This window comes from Rhodococcus sp. IEGM 1354 (genome assembly GCF_030056855.1).
Taxonomy (GTDB): Bacteria; Actinomycetota; Actinomycetes; order Mycobacteriales; family Mycobacteriaceae; genus Rhodococcoides.
Genome location: NZ_JASHKT010000003.1, coordinates 145,147 through 160,231, shown reverse-complemented (window position 1 = coordinate 160,231; position 15,085 = coordinate 145,147). Strand labels below are relative to the sequence as shown.

Annotated in this window: 14 protein-coding genes and 1 riboswitch; of the genes, 11 read left to right on the top strand and 3 right to left on the bottom strand. The window is 64.8% G+C overall.

What is annotated here, in order from left to right:
- The first annotated feature begins 33 nt into the window (after window positions 1-33).
- Genes QM588_RS07985 through QM588_RS07975 form a run of 3 tightly spaced genes read left to right on the top strand, consistent with a single transcriptional unit; the run spans window position 34 to window position 2,984 of the window.
- On the top strand, window positions 34-1,419 hold the full coding sequence (locus tag QM588_RS07985) for a CitMHS family transporter (RefSeq protein ID WP_283312510.1): 1,386 nt from the start codon (window positions 34-36) through the stop codon (window positions 1,417-1,419).
- A 36-nt stretch (window positions 1,420-1,455) separates the two neighbouring features.
- Window positions 1,456-1,866, top strand: coding sequence for a universal stress protein (locus QM588_RS07980; protein WP_027495792.1), 411 nt, complete (start codon window positions 1,456-1,458; stop codon window positions 1,864-1,866).
- Complete coding sequence (locus QM588_RS07975) at window positions 1,863-2,984, top strand: AbrB family transcriptional regulator (protein WP_283312509.1); 1,122 nt, start codon at window positions 1,863-1,865, stop codon at window positions 2,982-2,984. Before QM588_RS07980 ends, QM588_RS07975 begins: the two co-directional genes overlap by 4 nt.
- On the opposite strand, the gene QM588_RS07970 is transcribed toward QM588_RS07975, so the two are convergent.
- Window positions 2,964-4,376 carry a HAMP domain-containing sensor histidine kinase gene (locus tag QM588_RS07970; protein WP_442972884.1) on the bottom strand — a complete coding sequence of 471 codons (1,413 nt, stop codon included), beginning with the start codon at window positions 4,374-4,376 and terminating at the stop codon, window positions 2,964-2,966. The two genes, QM588_RS07975 and QM588_RS07970, sit on opposite strands and share 21 nt — an antisense overlap.
- The gene (locus tag QM588_RS07965) at window positions 4,373-5,080 is read right to left on the bottom strand and encodes a response regulator transcription factor (RefSeq protein WP_027495789.1); all 708 of its coding nucleotides are present in this window, start codon (window positions 5,078-5,080) and stop codon (window positions 4,373-4,375) included. Before QM588_RS07965 ends, QM588_RS07970 begins: the two co-directional genes overlap by 4 nt.
- Before the next feature lie 97 nt (window positions 5,081-5,177).
- On the opposite strand from QM588_RS07965, the gene QM588_RS07960 reads away from it, so the two are divergent.
- From QM588_RS07960 to QM588_RS07925, 8 genes are all read left to right on the top strand, one after another.
- On the top strand, window positions 5,178-6,182 hold the full coding sequence (locus QM588_RS07960) for a permease (RefSeq protein ID WP_442972883.1): 1,005 nt from the start codon (window positions 5,178-5,180) through the stop codon (window positions 6,180-6,182).
- Window positions 6,179-6,913 carry a TIGR03943 family putative permease subunit gene (locus QM588_RS07955; protein WP_283312506.1) on the top strand — a complete coding sequence of 245 codons (735 nt, stop codon included), beginning with the start codon at window positions 6,179-6,181 and terminating at the stop codon, window positions 6,911-6,913. The genes QM588_RS07960 and QM588_RS07955 overlap by 4 nt, the downstream gene beginning before the upstream one ends.
- A gap of 45 nt (window positions 6,914-6,958) precedes the next feature.
- A riboswitch (guanidine-III (ykkC-III) riboswitch) is annotated at window positions 6,959-7,022 on the top strand.
- A 13-nt stretch (window positions 7,023-7,035) separates the two neighbouring features.
- Window positions 7,036-7,350, top strand: coding sequence for a DMT family transporter (locus tag QM588_RS07950; protein WP_283312504.1), 315 nt, complete (start codon window positions 7,036-7,038; stop codon window positions 7,348-7,350).
- A gap of 32 nt (window positions 7,351-7,382) precedes the next feature.
- Window positions 7,383-8,186, top strand: coding sequence for a hypothetical protein (locus tag QM588_RS07945; protein ID WP_027495785.1), 804 nt, complete (start codon window positions 7,383-7,385; stop codon window positions 8,184-8,186).
- Window positions 8,187-8,384: 198 nt separating this feature from the next.
- Complete coding sequence (chvE, locus tag QM588_RS07940) at window positions 8,385-9,521, top strand: multiple monosaccharide ABC transporter substrate-binding protein (RefSeq protein WP_283312502.1); 1,137 nt, start codon at window positions 8,385-8,387, stop codon at window positions 9,519-9,521.
- An 8-nt stretch (window positions 9,522-9,529) separates the two neighbouring features.
- Complete coding sequence (gene mmsA, locus QM588_RS07935) at window positions 9,530-11,068, top strand: multiple monosaccharide ABC transporter ATP-binding protein (RefSeq protein WP_283312501.1); 1,539 nt, start codon at window positions 9,530-9,532, stop codon at window positions 11,066-11,068.
- A complete protein-coding gene (gene mmsB, locus QM588_RS07930; protein ID WP_027495782.1) occupies window positions 11,065-12,393 on the top strand; it encodes a multiple monosaccharide ABC transporter permease in 1,329 nt (442 codons plus the stop codon). Before mmsA ends, mmsB begins: the two co-directional genes overlap by 4 nt.
- 73 nt (window positions 12,394-12,466) lie before the next feature.
- Window positions 12,467-13,492, top strand: a complete 1,026-nt coding sequence (locus QM588_RS07925) for a LacI family DNA-binding transcriptional regulator (RefSeq protein ID WP_283312500.1) — start codon at window positions 12,467-12,469, stop codon at window positions 13,490-13,492.
- Here QM588_RS07925 and QM588_RS07920 read toward each other — a convergent pair.
- Window positions 13,477-15,048, bottom strand: a complete 1,572-nt coding sequence (locus QM588_RS07920) for a PucR family transcriptional regulator (RefSeq protein ID WP_283312499.1) — start codon at window positions 15,046-15,048, stop codon at window positions 13,477-13,479. The two genes, QM588_RS07925 and QM588_RS07920, sit on opposite strands and share 16 nt — an antisense overlap.
- Window positions 15,049-15,085: the final 37 nt, after the last annotated feature.

Genomic DNA, 15,085 nt, shown 5'->3' with positions numbered 1-15,085 from the left:
ACCCACCTCACACATTTCGAGAAGGAGTGCACGATGTTGGTGATACTCGGCTTCCTCATGGTAGCCGCCTTCATGTTCTTGATCTTGACCAAGAGAGCCACGCCCGTCGTCGCACTCACCCTCGTCCCCGTCATCTTCGGTCTGCTGGCCGGCGCGGGACTCGGCATCGGTGACATGATCACCGACGGCATCAAGTCTCTGGCCCCCACCGCGGCCCTGCTGTTCTTCGCGATCATCTTCTTCGGAATCATGATCGACGTGGGACTGTTCGACCCGCTGGTGCGCGGCATCCTGCGTGTCGTACGCAACGACCCGATGAAACTCGTTGTCGGAACAGCCATTCTGGCCATGGTCGTCTCGCTCGACGGCGACGGCTCGACGACCTTCATCATCGTCACGTCCGCACTACTGCCGCTGTACCTCAAACTCGGTGTCAGCCCGGTCATTCTGACCGTCGTCGCCGGACTCGCCAACGGCACGATGAACATCATCCCGTGGGGCGGCCCGACGGTTCGTGCTGCATCCGCTCTGGGAATTTCCCCGTCCGACGTCTTCGTTCCGATGGTTCCGTCGATGATCGTCGGCCTGATCATCGTGCTGCTCTTCGCCGTTCACCTCGGCATCATGGAGCGTCGACGCATCGGCAAGCTGATCTACGAACCCGAGCTGGTGGCCTCCGGCGGCGGCGGAAGTGTCCGTAAGGGCGGCAAGGGCGGAAACGGATCGGGCACCGGCGGTTCGGACGGCTCCGGCGAATCGGGTCAGTTCTTCGACGGTCTCGACCCCAATCGCGACACTCTGCGTCCGAAGTTGCTGTGGTTCAACGCTGCTCTGACGGTCGTTCTCCTCGTCATCCTGGTCATGGACATTCTTCCCATCCCCGTGCTGTTCATGATCGCTGCCTCGATCGCACTGACGGTCAACTTCCCTAAGGTCAAGGAACAGGGCGACGCGATCGCTCGGCACTCGTCCTCCATCGTCTCCGTCGTCGCCATGGTGCTCGCCGCGGCAATCCTGACCGGCGTCTTCCAGGGCACCGGCATGGTCGAGGCCATGGCCGAGTGGCTGCTCAACGTCATCCCGCCCGGCATGGGCCCGTACCTGGCCGTCATCACCGGCATCCTGAGCATCCCGCTGACGTTCTTCATGACCAACGACGCGTTCTACTTCGGCATCCTGCCGGTGCTCACCGAGACCGCCGAGAAGTACGGCATCGACCCGGTCGAGATGGCCCGCGCCTCCATCACCGGTCAGCCCGTCCACCTGCAGAGCCCGCTGGTTCCGGCCATCCTGCTGCTGGTGACCCTGGCCGGAGTCTCGCTGGCCGATCACCACAAGAAGGTGTTGTGGCGAGCGGTGGTCGTCTCCCTCGCGATGCTGGCGGTCGGCATCGTCCTCGGTCAGATTCCGTTCGGCTGATCTCTCACCCCCCACCTTCCTGAAGGAGACACCGTCATGACTGTTGGCGTACTGCACAACAATTCGCCCGAGGGCCGCGCAGCACTCGCGGCCGCCGTTCGAGAAGCTCGGATCAGAGAGACCGATCTGGTCGTCCTGCACGCATTGTCGGGATCGGCCGAGCCGTCCGCCGAGGCAGGCGAAACCGCTGCGGTCTCCACCTCAGTGGAGACCGCCCTGGCCGACATCGACAACGCCGAGGCCGTGGCCTGGACCGTGGCGGTGGGTCGCCCCGATCCCGACGCGGTGAACACTCTGCTGACTCTGGTGGAGGAGCAGAAGTCCGAGATCCTCGTCGTCGGCTCCCGGCACCGCTCTGCAGTCGGCAAGTTCCTGATGGGACAGACGATTCAGCGCCTGCTGCTCGAAATTCCGGTTCCGGTTCTACTGGTCAAGTCCGGAGCGTGAGTGTTGCCGACAAGGCGACGACCGTAGTGCGGCACAGCCTCCGATGGATCGGCCTCGCGGCCGTATCCGTCGGGGGCTGGGCCCTTTTCGCGGCTCTGGGCCTCACCGCACCGTCGCTCTTCGCCGCACTCGTCGTCGCCGTGGTGTTCGCACTGACGGGGTTGGGGCCGGCCGCCGTGCCCCGGCCTGCGTCCATGGCTGCGCAGGGCACGCTGGCGGTGACGATCGGACTCATGCTCGACACCGACACCCTCGCTGCGCTGGGTGAGAACTGGATTCCCGCGGTCACCGTCGGATTGGCGACCCTGATCGTCAGCGCCGGCTGCGGCGCTCTGCTGGCACTGCACCGCGACGTCGATCCGGTGACCGGAGCACTGTCGCTGATTGCCGGTGGCGCAACAGGTCTGGTCTCGGTCGCCCGCGAGCTCGGTGGTGACGAGCGCATCGTCGCCGTGGTCCAGTATCTCCGCGTGGCGTTGGTGGTCGTCACGATGCCGTTGATCGTCACCTTCGCCTTTCACACCGACACCGGTGGAACGTCCGGTTCCGACGAGGCGTCGACGACACCGTGGTACATCGGCACGGCCTTTCTGGTCGGTGCCGTCGTCGTCGGAATCCTGCTCGCGAAGACGATCCGACTCCCCGCCCCCGCCACACTCGGACCGCTGATCGTCGCCGGAGCCTGCGAGCTTTTCGGCTGGCCCGTCGACATCTCCGTCCCGGAAGTACTGCTGCCGTTGGCGTTCATCGTCATCGGATGGCAAGCAGGACTCGCCTTCACCGTCGCCAGCCTGCGGGCCATCGGGCGCATCTTCCCGTGGGCCGCGCTGCTCGTACTCACGATCGGTCTGATCTGCGCACTCCTGGGCTGGGCGCTGTCCGCCGTCACCGGAGTCAGCATGTTGACCGGCTATCTCGCGACGACGCCCGGCGGACTGGCCGCAGTACTCGCGGTGTCCGCGACGACGGGATCGGACGTCACGTTCGTCGCCTGCGTTCAGGTGATCCGGCTGGTGTCGATGCTCGTGGCCGCGCCTCTCGCTGCTGCCGCGTACACCAGGATCGCCGAACGCAAGAATGCACGCGCAGCCAGTGAATCAACCGTCGGTTCGGGGTAGTTCGACCCGAAAAGTTGCGCCCTGTCCCGGGCTACTTCGGACGTTCACGGTTCCACTGTGCGCGGCGACCAGTGCTGCGACGATAGACAGGCCCAAACCACTGCCCCCGCTCTCACGGGTCCGGGACGAGTCGGTGCGATAGAAGCGCTCGAAGACGTGAGCTGCTTCCTCCTCACCCAGCCCAGGGCCGGTGTCTTGCACCTCGAGTACCACCGACTCCTCGGTGGTGCCCACGCACACCGTGATCGACGCGGACTCGGGCGTGTGCCGCACTGCGTTCCCCACGAGGTTGGCCAACACCTGACGCAGCCGGGCATCGTCGCCGGCGACCTCCGGAATACCTGGTCCTGCCGATACCTTCAACGAGATGTCGCGTGCGGGCGAGACGGCCTTCGCATCGTGCACGGCATCGGCGGCGATGGTGAGCACGTCTACTCGACGTACCTCTAGGGGACGCTGGGCATCGAGTCGCGCGAGCATGAGCAGATCCTCGACGAGCAGTCCCATGCGCGCCGATTCGCCCTCGATCCGCGTCATCAACAATGCGATGTCGCTCATCGCCCCCTGCCGGTACAGCTCGGCGAATCCCCGGATGGTCGTCAGCGGAGTCCGCAGTTCGTGGCTGGCGTCGGCGACGAACCGGCGCATCCGATCCTCGGACGCCCGCGCCGCTTCTTCCGAGGCGGCGGTCGCCGCGAACGCCCGCTGTATCTGCGAGAGCATTCCGTTCAATGCCGCCGACAGTCGACCGACTTCCGTTCTCTCACTGCGGTGGGGCACCCGCCGGTGCAGATCGCCTGCGGCAATCGCAGCTGCCGTCGTCTCCACCTCACGCAACGGCCGCAAGCTGCGCCGCACCACGAAGTACGCCACCACACCCAACACCACCAATACCGCTGCTCCGATGTACAACTGGAGCACCATCAGTCGGCTGACGGTCTGCTGATTGGGACCCAGCGGAATTCCCACAGTGGTGGATCCGTCACTGTTGGTCACCGTCAACACGCGCCACTGTTTCCCTGGGTCGCTCTCGGAGCCGACCGTCGTCGGGCGATCGGCGGTGACACCGGATAGATCCGGAACACTTTCTGCCACATCGTTGATGGGTCCCCGTACGGTGCCGTCGTTCGCCACGGACCGGACGTAGAAATTCGACGGCGGGCGACCAGGATTGGGCTCGCCGATGGGTGGAAGTGGGCGGGAGTCCGGTTGCGCCCAACCCCGAGATGCCTCGACCAACTGCTGATCGAGGCGACGCATCAACGACGTCTCCAACGAGGACGTCACCGCGACACCCGATGCCAGCAGTCCGAGCCCGACCAACAGCAGCAGGGCAGCAACCAGAGTGAAGCGCAGCGGGATGTCCCCCAGCCGTGAGCGGAGGCCGGTCACCGCGGCTGCCGCATGACGTAGCCGACGCCCCGCAACGTGTGGATCAATCGGGTATCGCCCGTGTCGACCTTACGACGCAGATACGACACGTACGACTCCACCACTCCCACCTCACCGCCGAAGTCGTAGTGCCACACGTGATCCAGAATGCGGGGCTTGCTCAGCACTGTTCCGGCATTGACCATGAAGTACCGCAGCAGTGTGAACTCGGTCGGCGAGAGCGAGACCGGCTCGCCTGCCTTCCACACCTCGTGGGTGTCGTCGTCGAGTTCGATGTCCGCGAACGCGACTCGGGACGATTCGGTCTCCTCGGTCCGACCGGACCGGCGCAGAATCACCCGGAGCCGAGCCACCACTTCCTCGAGGCTGAACGGCTTGGTGACGTAGTCGTCCGCGCCGAGCGTCAGACCGGTCACCTTGTCTTCCACGGAATCTCGCGCTGTCAGGAACAGCGCCGGAGCATCCACTCCGTCTGCACGCAGCCTGCGCAGCAGACCGAAGCCGTCCATGCCCGGCATCATGACGTCGAGGATCAGTGCCTCGGGCCGAAAGGTACGCGACTTGTCCAGGGCCTCGGGGCCGGAGGACGCCGTCGCGACCTCGAATCCCTGGAACTTGAGACTGACCGCCAACAGCTCGACGATGGTCGGTTCGTCGTCGACGATCAGTACACGCGCTTCGGGGGTTTCGCTCACGGTGTCCATCATCGCGCGCGTTGCTGCTCGTCCGCTGGACTCTCGCTGTGAGGTTGCTGTGAGCCCCGACAGAGAGGGGCCCCAAGAGAGGGCATGATGGAGCGCGATGCTCCCTGCGAACACCGATCGCCGCCCGAGGCGCAGGCCGACGGTCACTTCCATGCACGTATTCGCAACTCTGCTCGTGTTGGGCATCGCGACAGGTCCGTACCTCGCCGAGTGGGTCGCCGCCTCCCCTGCCCTGCGAACCGGAGCCACCGTCTTCACCGGGATCTTCGTGCAGGCGACGCCGTTCCTGGTGCTGGGCGTGCTCGTCAGCGGGGGCATCGCCGCGTTCGTCTCCCCGGCCGTGCTTCGACGTGTGGTCCCGAGAAACGAGCCCGCGGCGGTCGGTGTGAGCGGACTCGCCGGGATGGCATTGCCCGGGTGCGAGTGCGGAGCTGTTCCCGTCTCCCGGCGGTTGATGGATCAGGGAATGCCGACGTCGGCGGCTCTGGCATTTCTGCTGTCGGCACCGGCGATCAACCCCGTCGTTCTCGTGTCGACTGCGGTGGCCTTTCCTGGTGAGCCGGCGATGGTTCTCGCCCGGTTCCTCGCCTCGCTCGCCACCGCTGTGGTGATGGGCTGGCTGTGGACGCGATTCGGCAAGGCCGAGTGGATCACCGCGCGGCTGGCGGATCGAGGTCACGATCACGAAGGCTCGAAGTGGGAGACGTTCCGCGAGTCGGCTCGTGCAGACCTGCTGCAGGCCGGGGCGTTTCTGGTGTTCGGCGCTGCGGCGGCCGCGGCACTGCACCTGGTGATTCCCGATCGGGTCTATGCGCACCTGGCCGGTCAGCTGCTGCTGTCCATCGTGGTGATGGCGGTACTGGCGGTTCTGCTGGCGCTGTGTTCGGAGGCCGACGCGTTCGTCGCGGCCAGTATGTCGATGTTGCCGCTGCTGCCGCGTCTGGTCTTTCTGGTGGTCGGTCCGGCCGTCGATCTGAAGTTGATGGCGATGCAGGCGGGCAGCTTCGGGCGCGGTTTCGTCATCCGGTTCGCACCACTGACCTTCGTCGTGGCGATCGTGTGCGCCTCGGTCGTCGGCGGATTCCTGATCGGCGCGCGATGAAGCGCGAGGTGCAGAACGTCCTGCTGTTCCTCTTCGGTGGAGCGATCGTGAAGATCTCGCTCGACGGCAGCTTCGTCCGGTACGTCAAACCGTCACTGCATCCGTATCTGCTGATCGCGGGCGTGCTGATCGTCGTCCTCGCGGCAGCCTCGATCGTCGCCGACATCCGGCGCGGTGGGCCGACGGACGGTCACGATCACGACGCGCGCCCCTACTGGCTGTTGCTCGTGCCGATTGCGGTGATCCTCCTCGTCGCCCCGCCCGCGCTCGGTGTCTCGGCGGTCGGCGACCGGTCCGTCGACGCCGTCTCGACCCACGAGAAGACACCCTTCCCGCCGTTACCCGACGGGCAGGCCCCGGACGTCCCGTTGCTCGACGTCGTACAGCGGGCCGTCCGAGATTCGGAGGGCAGCCTCGACGGCCGGGAGATCAGTGTCACCGGATTCGCCGTGGCGACCGCGAACGGTGGGTCGCCGCGCGTCGACGGCACAACCGACGGTCTCGACCTCGCCCGTGTCCTGATCATCTGCTGCGCGGCCGACGCGCGGTCCATCCGAATTCACCTGGACTCGAATTCGACTGTCCTCGATGATGTTCCGGACGGAACCTGGCTGCAGCTCACCGGCACCGTCGACGCATCGACCGCGACGGAAGCCACCGCCTTCACCCCCACGATGACGGTCTCGACGGCCCGGCGCATCGACCCGCCGACGAACACGTACGCGTACTGACACCGGAAGATTCGCGTCCCCGTCGAAGAAAAATTGGTACCGTCGTACAGGTCACTTCCGACAATCGGACGAGGCGCGCCGTACCCGAACAGCGACAAGACGGTGCCGAGAGGTGATTTCTCATGGCATGGCTGATTCTCGTCGTTTCCGGCGTTCTCGAAGCGATCTGGGCGACTGCACTCGGTAAATCCGAGGGCTTCACCAAACTCGGACCATCGGTCGTCTTCGGTGTCGCAGTGGTGCTCAGCATGATCGGTCTCGCGGTCGCGATGCGGTCGTTGCCCACCGGAACCGCGTATGCGGTGTGGGTGGGCATCGGTGCCACCCTGACCGTCGCGTACGCGATGATCACCGGTGCCGAAGCAGCGTCGTTGCTCAAAGTCGCGCTTCTGGTCGGCATCGTCGGATGCGTCGTCGGGCTGAAGGTTCTTCACTGATTTTCCCGGCTACAAGCAGTTACAGTAAAACGATGAACTGGGTGTCAGCGATCACACTGCCTGCACGGGCCGGTCTGGCCATCGCCGAGCAGGCGATCGGCGTCGCAGAGGTCGCGTTGGCGACCACCAGGATGGCGTTGGCCACCGGCGCGTCGGGCACGGCCGGAGTGGCGTCGCTCGCCAATCCCCGCGGCGGCACGATGCAGCTGCTCACCCAGCTCGGCCAGCTCACCTCCGACGACCGCGCGTTGGGCAACGCCCTGAAAGAGGGCGGGCCACTCGACCGCCTGCTCGCCCAGGGCGGCGTCGTCGATCGACTCACGTCCGAGGACGGCACGCTCGAGCGTCTGCTGTCTCCGGGTGGGCCGGTCGAACGCATTCTCGCTCCCGGCGGACCGCTGGACCGACTGCTCGCCGAGGACGGACCGCTCGAGCGGTTGCTCGCCGAAGGCGGTCTTCTGGACAGGATCACCGCCACCAACGGCCCCCTCGAGCGCCTGACGGCGAAGGACGGTCCGCTCGAGGTGTTGACGCGTCAGGACGGTCTGATCGAACGGGCCATCGCGGAGAACGGCATCCTCGAGACGATGCTGGCCGAGGACGGTGCCGTCGAGCGTCTGACGGCCAAGGGCGGGCCGCTGGACCAGTTGGTCAAACTCTCCGAGACGCTGACGTCCGTAGCTCCGAACATCGAGCGCATGAGTATCTCGATCGACATCCTGCAGGATTCCGTGGAGATCCTCTCGGCGGCGGTGCATCCGCTCGGCGAGCTGGTCGGCCGGCTGCCGAGCCGCTGGCTCAAGAGCGGTAAGCAGTCAGTGCACGAGCTGCACTGACGGGCCGCAACTTCGGCGCTTTGCCGAGAGTCGTCGACGGCAGATGTTAGCGCTCACACTGCTCACGCGGGGTGCAAAAAGAATTCTTTGACAATGCCGATGTTATCGCTCACACTTTCGTTTTGATGTGATGCGAACCACACGGGACCACCCGACGGCCTCCGCTTCACGGTCTACCTCACAACACAGGGAGAAACGATGAAGTTTCGAAAGCTATCCATGGCTACGGCCGCGGTGGCCCTCACCCTCACGCTCGGCGCGTGCGGATCGAGTACCAAGACCGCAGACGAGGCTCCGGCCGAGGGCGGCAGCACCGCAGGTGCGTTGATCGGCGTCACCATGCCGACGAAATCCTCCGCCCGCTGGATCGCCGACGGCGACAACCTCAAGAGCGCGCTGGAGGGCCAGGGATACAAGGTCGACCTGCAGTACGCGGAGAACGACATTCCCACCCAGGTCAACCAGATCGAGAACCAGATCACCCAGGGCGCGAAGCTGCTGATCGTGGCCTCGGTGGACGGCACCGCCATCACCACCCAGCTGCAGGAAGCCAAGGACAACGGCATCGGTGTCATCGCCTACGACCGGCTCATCCGCAACTCCCCGGACGTCGACTACTACGCGACGTTCGACAACTACAAGGTCGGCGTCGACCAGGCCACCTCACTGTTGGTCGGCCTCGGGCTGAAGAACGAGGACGGGACCGACAAGGCCGACGCGCCCGCCGGCCCGCTCAACATCGAGGTTTTCGCCGGTTCGCCCGACGACAACAACGCCACCTTCTTCTTCGACGGTGCCATGGACACCCTGAAGCCGTACCTGGACAAGGGAACTCTGAAGATCGGTAGTGGAGAGTCCGACTTCGGAACCGCTGCCACCCTGCGCTGGGATCCGGCGACGGCACAGAAGCGCATGGAAGACCTGCTGACCAAGACGTACTCCTCGGGCCAGAAGGTTCAGGGGGTGCTCTCCCCGTACGACGGTCTGTCGATCGGAATTCTGTCCGCGCTCAAGAGCAACGGCTACGGAACCGCCGGTCAGCCCTACCCGGTCGTCACCGGACAGGACGCCGAGGTGCCGTCGGTCAAGTCGATCATCGCCGGTGAGCAGTACTCCACGATCTACAAGGACACGCGCCAGCTGGCCGAGGTCACGATCCAGATGGCTCAGGCCATGCTCAACGGTCAGACTCCCGAGACCAACAACACCACCGATTACGACAACGGCGAGAAGGTCGTTCCGGCGTACCTGCTGCAGCCCGAGATCGTCTACAAGGACAACTACGAGAAGCTGCTCGTCGAGGGTGGCTACTACACCGAGGATCAGTTGAAGTGAGTTCGGCGATGACGAGCCCGATTCTGGAGATGCGCGGCATCACCAAAACATTTCCCGGCGTCAAGGCGCTACAGGATGTCACTCTCTCGGTGAATCGCGGCGAGATCCACGCGATCTGCGGCGAGAACGGAGCAGGCAAGTCGACGCTCATGAAGGTGTTGTCGGGTGTGTACGCACACGACACATTCGACGGCGACATCGTGTTCGACGGTCGGGCGTGCATGTTCTCCGACATCCGGAGTAGCGAGGCCGAGGGCATCGTCATCATCCATCAGGAACTCGCACTGAGTCCGCATCTCTCCATTGCCGAGAACATCTTTCTCGGCAACGAGCGGTCCAAGCGCGGGTTCATCGACTGGAACCGAACGAATTCCGAGGCCGCAGCCCTACTGAACCGGGTAGGGCTGCGGGAGAATCCCGTCAACGTCGTGAGCGATCTCGGCGTCGGCAAGCAGCAACTCGTCGAGATCGCCAAGGCACTGTCCAAGGACGTGACCCTGCTGATTCTCGACGAACCCACTGCGGCACTCAACGATTCCGACTCCGCACATCTGCTGGATCTGTTGCGCGGTCTACGGGACGAGGGCATCACGTGCGTGATCATCTCGCACAAGCTCAACGAGATCGCGGCCATTGCCGACCGGACCACGATCATCCGGGACGGCAAGACCATCAAGACGCTGGACATGCGAGACCCGGACGTCACCGAGGATCGCATCATCTCGCTGATGGTCGGCCGCGATCTCGAGCACCGGTTTCCGCCCCACGAATCGACTGTGGGAGAGGAAGTTCTGCGCATCGAGGACTGGACCGTGCACAGTCCGACCCAGCAGGGCCGAACCGTCGTCGACAAGGCGAACCTCACGCTGCGGCGCGGTGAGATCGTCGGCCTCGCCGGACTGATGGGTGCCGGCCGTACCGAGTTGGCCATGAGCGTCTTCGGCCGAAGCTACGGGATCGACATCTCGGGACGGCTCTACAAGTACGGCAAGGAAATTCACGTCAAGTCCGTCAACGATGCCATCCATCACGGCATCGCGTACGCCACCGAGGACCGGAAACGGTACGGGCTGAACCTGATCGACGACATCAAGCGCAACATTTCCACCGCGGCGCTGGACAAGTTGGTGACGGGAGGCTTCGTCGACGCCAACCAGGAATACAAAGTCGCCGAGGGCTTCCGCAAGAGCATGAACATCAAGGCACCGAACGTCTCCGCCGTGGTCGGCAAACTCTCCGGCGGCAATCAGCAGAAAGTCGTGCTGAGCAAATGGATCTTCAGCGATCCCGACGTGCTCATCCTCGACGAACCGACGCGAGGAATCGACGTCGGCGCGAAATTCGAAATCTATTCGATCATCAACCAACTCGCCGACGCCGGAAAGGCAGTGCTGGTGATCTCGTCCGAACTTCCGGAACTTCTCGGTCTGTGCGACCGGATCTACGCGCTGTCCGCCGGCCGGATCACCGGTGAGGTCGACCGCGAGGACGCAACCCAGGAATCTCTCATGCATCTCATGACCCGTGGAACAGGAGTACTTCGATGAACCAGCTGTCGACCGTTCGGGGGCTGCTCACGCGAAACCTCCGACAGAGCGGAATCTTCATCGCGTTCGCGCTGATCATCGTGCTCTTCACCGTGCTGACCGGAGGTCAGCTGTTGGTGCCGCAGAACATCAGCAACATGGTGGTGCAGAACTCGTACATTCTCATTCTGGCCATCGGCATGGTCGTCATCATCATCGCCGGCCATATCGACCTGTCCGTCGGATCGGTGGTGGCGGCCACCGGAGCCATCGCCGGTGTCCTCATGGTCCAACAGAACGTTCCGTGGCCACTGGCGGTGCTGATCACGTTGATCGTCGGCGGTCTGATCGGTGCCTGGCAGGGTTATTGGGTCGCGTACTTCGGCATTCCCGCGTTCATCGTCACCCTCGCAGGAATGCTCGTCTTCCGCGCAGTGACTCTCATCGTCCTCGGCAACCAGGGCATCGGGCCGTTCCCCGGACCGGTACGCACACTGTCCAACGGCTTCCTGCCCGGCTTCATGGGCAATGTGGGACTCGGGCCATTGGGTGGGGCGGATATCTTCACGTTGCTCGTCGCGATTCTCGCGGTCGCTGGAATCGTGTTCAGCCAGTGGCGTTCTCGAACGGGCCGGCAGAAGTACGGCCAGACCGTGGACGCGATGCCGCTGTTCCTGATCAAGATGGCGTTCGCTGCCGCTCTCGTGCTTGCGATCGCCGTCCAGTTGGCTCGCTTCAAGAACCTGCCGTACGTGCTGATCCTGCTCGCCGTGTTGGTCATGGGTTACTCGACGTTGGCCGGCAAGACCGTATTCGGCCGGCACGTCTACGCCATCGGCGGCAACATTCACGCCGCGTCCCTGTCCGGTATCAAGGTCAAGCCGGTCACGTTCTGGATCTTCGTCAACATGGGTGTCCTCTCGGCTCTGGCCGGAATCATCTTCGCCGGACGCCTCAACCAGGCCGGTCCTACTGCGGGCAACGGCTTCGAGCTCGACGCCATCGCGGCGGCGTTCATCGGTGGCGCAGCCGTACAGGGCGGCGTCGGCCGCATCGTCGGCGCGCTGACCGGTGGACTCATCATCGCCGTGATCAACAGCGGCATGTCGCTGATCGGATCACCCAGCGAGAGAGTGCAATTGGTGAAGGGTCTGGTGCTGCTCGCCGCCGTGGCGTTCGACATCTGGACCAAGCGTCGTGCGGCGAGCGGTAAGGGCGGCAAGGGAGACAAAGCCGCGTCCCCCACCAGTTACCTGGGCGTACCGGTACCCGCCGAGATGTTCTCCCCCGGCGAGCCCGGAAAGCCCGCACCGCCGACCTCTGCATCGATGACGAAAACGACGTGATCCGGGCGGTGACGCGCCGATCCGGTCCGGGCATGCTGAGATGGTGTTCGACCAGCGAAGGAGGATGCGTGCGATGACGCCGACCCGCGGACCGGCCATGACCGACGTCGCTCGGCTCGCGGGTGTGTCCCACCAGACCGTCTCTCGGGTCATCAACGGCCATCCCAACGTCACCGAGGCGACCAGAACGAGGGTCGAGCAGGCCATCGCGGAGCTCGGCTACCGGCCGAACACCGCAGCTCGCGCTCTGGTCACCGGCCGCAGCAGCACCATCGGGATCGTCGGCACCGGCAACGCTCTGTACGGGCCGGTGTCGACGCTCTACAGCGTCGAACAGGCCGCACGACAGGCCGGATACTCCGTCGTCGTCGGCGTCCCCACCTCGTTCGACGAGGTGGCGATCAGCACCTGCGTGCGCAGGTTGCAGAAGCAGGGCGTCGACGGCGTCGTCGTCATCGCGCCGTTGAGCACCGACGGCGGCGACATCGCCGAGTTGGCCGCCGAACTGCCACTGGTGGCCGTCGAAGGATCGCCGGAAGGCGATCTGGCGGTCGTCTCGGTCGATCAGGTCGCCGGCGCGCAGTCCGCCACCACACATCTGCTCTCACTCGGTCACCGCGCCGTCTGGCACGTCGCAGGCCCCTCGGGTTGGTACGAGGCGGCCGACCGCGTCATCGGGTGGCGCTCGGCCCACGAGCAGGCCGGTGTCGAACCGCCACTCGTTCTCGCCGGCGATTGGACCGCGAAGTCCGGCTTCGAAGCCGGATGTCGATTGGCCGAGAACCCGGACGTCACAGCGGTGTTCGCCGGAAACGACGCGATGGCGCTCGGGGTGTTGCGCGCCCTCGAAGTGCACGGCCGGAAAGTTCCGACGGACGTCAGTGTGGTCGGTTTCGACGACGTTCCCGACGCGGAGTTCTTCTCCCCTCCCCTGACGACGATCCGTCAGGAGTTCAGCGAGGTCGGCATCCGTAGCGTCGAAATACTCTTGGCCCAAATCGATTCCGGCAACCGCAGCACCCGTCGCTCGCGTATCGAGCCGAGCCTGGTGATCCGGTCCAGCACTACCGAGGCCCGTGACGCTCACATCCGCAGCTGAATCTCCACCAACAACCGCGCGTCCGGATCCGACAGATCCAACTCCAGAATCTGCTCGACGCGTCGGATGCGGTAACGCACCGTGTTCGGGTGGATGTGCAGCCTCTCCGCTGCGGCACGCACGTCACCGAAGCACGCCAGATACGTCTCGAGACTCTCACGCATCGCGCCGTCGTGGGTGGCGTCGTACCGATCCAGCGCTGCGATGCGCGGGTCCCGCAACTGCTCGTGATTCGAGATGATGTCGACGATCTCGCCCAGCAGCACAGACGTTCTCGACTCTGCGAGCGTGGTGACCCGAACGTCGCCGGTGGTCGCGTCCAATACTCGGTCGACTTCGAACCGGGCTGCGGCCACCCCGTCGAGATCGGCGATCGGCGCGGCCACCGCGGCGCGCAAGCACAGTCCGGTTCGAGTCTCGATGCGCGACACGGCATCTGCGGTCCACACCGGAATCGCCGTCCCCGACGCAGCTCCGGAGAACAGTACGTAGATCCTCTCGCAGATGACGGTCACCAACGAGTCTCGCCTGAATGCACTGGCGTGCAACCGAATCGACGGAGCAAGACCGGTGATGTCGAATTCTCCACAGGCGGCGAATCCGATTACCGCGGCCGTCCCCGTGGTGGGAATCGACAGCGCCGCGGCCAGCGACGGAATGTCCACGCCGCCACCCCGCGCGCCGAGCAGCCGCTGAATCTGCAGCGCCTCGTTGGTCGGGGCGTTCGCGATGCGGGTGATCAGCCGGGCGGCGACCGCCGACGCTCCGCGCAACACCGCATCGGCGTCCACCGACAGCGGACGAGCTCCTTCCTGTACCCAGATCGTTCCCAGTGTTGTTGCTGCGCCGCTGATTCGACGTATTCCGACGGCAAGGCGTCGACGGATACCGAGTTCGGCATCGGCCGGTACGTCGATGACGTCGTCGGTACGGCGGAGTCGATCGAACACCCCACGCTCGTGCAGACGGCGAAGGTAGTCGGCCGGTCCTTCTCGCCCCAGGATCGACAGGGTCCGCAACTCGTCGGCCGAGTCGTCCGATGCCGAGTACGCCAATACGTGCGAGCGCTCGTCCTCGATGCTCACCATGCCTTTGGTCAAGGACGCAACCGTCTGCGCCAGCTCATACAGATCGGTGTCCGCTCCGAACAGCCCGTCGTCCGAGGCCGGTGAGCGTGACTGATCGAGGACCCCGCGCATCGTCGACAGCAGCAGTTCCCAGCGGGTCTGGTGGTGTACCGCGACCAAGGCCATTCCGGTCTCTCGGGCAGCGTGGGCCAACGCGGTCGAGTCGGCCACCTTGGTCAGCACCGCAAGGGGCCTGTCGACCACCGGACGCAACGCCAGATCGTCGAACCAACGCAGCGCATCGGTCTCGGTGACGCCGACCAGCAGGGTCAGATCGGCAGCCGTTCCCGGTGGTCGACGAAGGTCGTCGCCGTCGAGCAGGGCCACGGACTCGACGGTGATCTCGGTTCCCACCGGAGCGACCACGAGCTCGACCACTGCGCTGTGCAGCGACGTCAGCAGAGAACGCAGCGTCACGGTGTTGGCCATGCGGACAAGTACACCACGAATTCTTTGGCCGATGAGC

Coding starts and splice junctions, on each gene's coding strand:
- QM588_RS07985 (WP_283312510.1), top strand. CDS start 34: ATGTTGGTGATACTCGGCTTCCTCATGGTAGCCGCCTTCATGTTCTTG.
- QM588_RS07980 (WP_027495792.1), top strand. CDS start 1,456: ATGACTGTTGGCGTACTGCACAACAATTCGCCCGAGGGCCGCGCAGCA.
- QM588_RS07965 (WP_027495789.1), bottom strand. CDS start 5,080: ATGGACACCGTGAGCGAAACCCCCGAAGCGCGTGTACTGATCGTCGAC.
- QM588_RS07960 (WP_442972883.1), top strand. CDS start 5,178: ATGCTCCCTGCGAACACCGATCGCCGCCCGAGGCGCAGGCCGACGGTC.
- QM588_RS07955 (WP_283312506.1), top strand. CDS start 6,179: ATGAAGCGCGAGGTGCAGAACGTCCTGCTGTTCCTCTTCGGTGGAGCG.
- QM588_RS07950 (WP_283312504.1), top strand. CDS start 7,036: ATGGCATGGCTGATTCTCGTCGTTTCCGGCGTTCTCGAAGCGATCTGG.
- QM588_RS07945 (WP_027495785.1), top strand. CDS start 7,383: ATGAACTGGGTGTCAGCGATCACACTGCCTGCACGGGCCGGTCTGGCC.
- chvE (WP_283312502.1), top strand. CDS start 8,385: ATGAAGTTTCGAAAGCTATCCATGGCTACGGCCGCGGTGGCCCTCACC.
- mmsA (WP_283312501.1), top strand. CDS start 9,530: ATGACGAGCCCGATTCTGGAGATGCGCGGCATCACCAAAACATTTCCC.
- mmsB (WP_027495782.1), top strand. CDS start 11,065: ATGAACCAGCTGTCGACCGTTCGGGGGCTGCTCACGCGAAACCTCCGA.
- QM588_RS07925 (WP_283312500.1), top strand. CDS start 12,467: ATGACGCCGACCCGCGGACCGGCCATGACCGACGTCGCTCGGCTCGCG.
- QM588_RS07920 (WP_283312499.1), bottom strand. CDS start 15,048: ATGGCCAACACCGTGACGCTGCGTTCTCTGCTGACGTCGCTGCACAGC.